This is a genomic window from uncultured Anaerofustis sp. (genome assembly GCF_938029165.1).
Classification (GTDB): Bacteria; Bacillota; Clostridia; order Eubacteriales; family Anaerofustaceae; genus Anaerofustis.
The window spans coordinates 1-3246 of record NZ_CALHFB010000044.1; the positions used below are offsets into that span (position 1 = coordinate 1).

General features: G+C 32.4%; 3 protein-coding genes. All 3 read left to right on the forward strand.

Translation table 11 applies throughout. From position 1 onward, the window contains the following. Positions 1 to 697 precede the first annotated feature (697 nt). The 3 genes from Q0516_RS07935 (at position 698) to Q0516_RS07945 (ending at position 3097) form a co-directional block, all read left to right on the forward strand. Entirely contained in the window at positions 698 to 1510 is an 813-nt protein-coding gene (locus Q0516_RS07935; RefSeq protein ID WP_294468983.1) for a MerR family transcriptional regulator, read from the forward strand. A gap of 679 nt (positions 1511 to 2189) precedes the next feature. Continuing rightward, complete coding sequence (locus tag Q0516_RS07940; RefSeq protein ID WP_294468986.1) at positions 2190 to 2372, forward strand: hypothetical protein; 183 nt, start codon at positions 2190 to 2192, stop codon at positions 2370 to 2372. Positions 2373 to 2410: 38 nt separating this feature from the next. Next, the gene (locus Q0516_RS07945) at positions 2411 to 3097 is read left to right on the forward strand and encodes a GTP pyrophosphokinase family protein (RefSeq protein WP_365945820.1); all 687 of its coding nucleotides are present in this window, start codon (positions 2411 to 2413) and stop codon (positions 3095 to 3097) included. Positions 3098 to 3246: the final 149 nt, after the last annotated feature.

A 3246-nucleotide genomic window follows, 5' to 3' on the forward strand; every position in this document is an offset into this window, starting at 1 on the left:
AAAAAGGGGTAAAAATTCTTTCACTCAGTCGCCGTGACGGCTCTTAACGCGGTCGGATTTTCTAAAAATCTCTGCCCGAGATTTTTGAAAAGACCGCTACCCCAATCCCTTATTTATTGGAAAGTTTTTTTAGTTAAACGTGCTAGTAACTGGATTTCCAAACCTATAAATAAAAGTTTTTTTATATTAAAGGTAATAATTTTTTGAGGTAATTTGTGGGTAAATGACTTTTTGTAAGTTTAATATCTCTTTTGCCGAAGGCTTGGAACTACGCAGTGGAAGAATTTGACTGTTTACCCATTTGAAAAATGGGCTGGATTTTAATAAAATCCATATGTGCCTTGACACATTAAACAATAAGGTTAGGTTTTTTTAACAAGATTTTCGAGTTTTTTAATCTGTTAAGTCGCCAATCCCATATCCTTAAATACAAATATTGATTTGTTATTTTAGATTATAAGTTTTTTTATTTAGAGGTAGGGGTAGCTTTTCTCTGGAAATTGATAAGCGTTTAAGAGCCACTACGGCAATTGAGTGGAGCCCTTTATTCTTAAACTTTGGGCGAGCAAAGTTTAAGCAGGGTGTAAGGGACAGAGTTTCTTGAATATTTGTTTCTTAAATAAAGAAAAATAAAGTATTGACTCTTACACTATGTCAGGATATAGAATATATTTGAGCTCAAAAACGGAGGTTTATCATGATAAAAATAGGACATTTTTCAAAATTATCTTTAGTAAGTGTGAGGATGCTGAGACATTTTGATAAGCTGGATTTACTAAGACCCATGTATGTGGATAAAGAAAGCGGATACAGATATTATGACGAGAGTCAGCTTATAAAGGTAAGCAATATCATACTGCTTCAAAAAATGGGGTTTAGTTTAAGCGATATCAAGATAATTTTAGATAAAAACACTACTAAGGAAGAAATAAAAAATTATTTGATAAAGTATAAGAATGATAAGGAAGAAGAGCTGACTAAGGTCAAAAACCAGCTTGATTTAATCGATAAGAACATTCTTAGGCTTAGTAGGAGTGAAAATATTATGAAATACAATATCGAAAGAAAAACTATACCCGCATATAAGATCGCATATATAAGAGACACAATACCGACCTTCCCCGACGAAGGGATGTTATGGGGGAGACTGATGAAGGGACTTTATTCCAACTATCCAAACGGGGTAGACCCTCAGTTCAATATGGCGATTTATCACGATAAAGAATACAAAGATACAAACGTAGACGTGGAAGTAGGAGTAAGCGTAAGAGACAGCGTAAAAGAAGTAGGGGAAATAAAAGTAAAAGATATGCCTAAGACGAACGTAGTTAGCATAATCTTTAGCGGAAGCTATGAACAAATAGGAGATATAAATATCGAAGCAGTGGAATATGCCAAGAAAAACGATTTAGAATTCATAGGACCTATGTTCTCGATTTATCATAAAGGACCGGGAGAAGTCAAAAGTGTGGAGGAACAAGTGACGGAGTGCTGTTATCCAATAAAATAGTTTTATGAATTAGTCAGTTAGGTCTGATAAATATATATTAAACAGATAATAAGATAAGAATAAAGGCACCTATATGGTGTTTTTATTTTTTATGGTATAGATTTTTTTAAGAGTTTCAAATTTTAATTATTAAATAGGTTTATTAAGGTGTTAAAACTGATGGTTTTAAAATTGTAAAATTCACAATCATGTAGTATATAAAACTTATAAATTTATATGTTTTACATAAAGTGGTACAGTTGATTTATATTCCAATCGTTAAAAAAATCATATATCAGGCTGCTTTATAAAATGAAAATTAAGTATTTTAATTTAAAAGAGATGTTTTAAGCAGATATGGTAATCAGAAAGAAGTTAAAGAAATTTTAAAATTTTAGTCGATATAATTATCAAGTGAAAAAATGAAAGAAGAATAAGAAGATCTACATCGGTGGGGAGACGGTGACACTTAAGAAAAATTAAAATATGAAAATTATAAAAAGACCAATGGAATATTAACCCTCTTGTAAAAAAGTCTTTTGATTTGACAGAAGAAAACTAAAAAGTATTAGGATAAATAATGAATAATAAATATTAAGGTAAATAACTACATTGGTTTTTTATTAAATTTTATTAAGAAAATATTAAATCTATGTAATTAAGTGTCTTTATATGATAAAATATAAGACGTGGTGAGACTATGAAAGATAAAGTATGTCCTAAATGTAACAGTAAAGACGTTGAAGAAATGATGTACGGGATGATGTATTTTGAAGCCTGTGAAGCTTTTGGAGGAAAAGAAGAGTTTTACGGAGGGTGTTCTCCCGACGATGAAACAAGACCGGATTATATCTGCTTAAGCTGCAGATATGAGTGGAAATAATATAAGATATTTAAAACAGAAAAAGGTAATTTTGATATATGAATATGGAAAAAGATTTGAACAGAACGTTTGTGAGCACGGTAAACCTGCCGGGGGATGCAAAAAAATATTTCATGGAAGAGACCGAAGAATATAAAGAAGCCATGATGAAGTATAGCTGTGCAATCAAGGAAGTAAAGACAAAGCTTGAAGTTTTGAATGAAGAACTTGCCGTAAAAAGGTCAAACAGTCCTATTGAATTTATAAAGTCAAGGCTTAAAAAACCGGAAAGCATTGCGGCAAAGCTTGAAAAGCTGGGACTTGAAGTAAGTGTACAATCTGCTATGGATAATTTAAACGACATTGCGGGAATAAGGATAGTATGTTCTTTCCTTGATGATATATATGCACTGGCAAAGATGATTGCAAAGCAGGACGACATAAATGTAATAGCGGTCAAAGATTATATCAGGACACCTAAGGAAAACGGATACAGAAGCTATCATATGATAGTAGAGATCCCTGTCTTCTTTTCCGACAAAAAGCAGTATTTAAGAGTCGAAATCCAAATAAGGACCATTGCAATGGACTTTTGGGCGACTTTGGAACATCAGTTGAAATATAAAAAAGATGTTGTAGACGCAGAAACGATAATAACAGAACTTAAAGAATGTGCTACGCTTATATCTTATACTGATATAAAAATGCAGGAGATTAAAGATAAGATACATTCTGTTGAAGAATAAATCAATTAAGGGCTATCCTCCCTTAAAAACCCGACCATATTTTGCTTGTCCAAAATATGGATAAAACGACCCCGCTCAAGCCGCGGAGGCTTATAGCGACTGGATTTTCTACAAAATGCTGCCCGCATTTTGTGAAACAGTCGCTATCC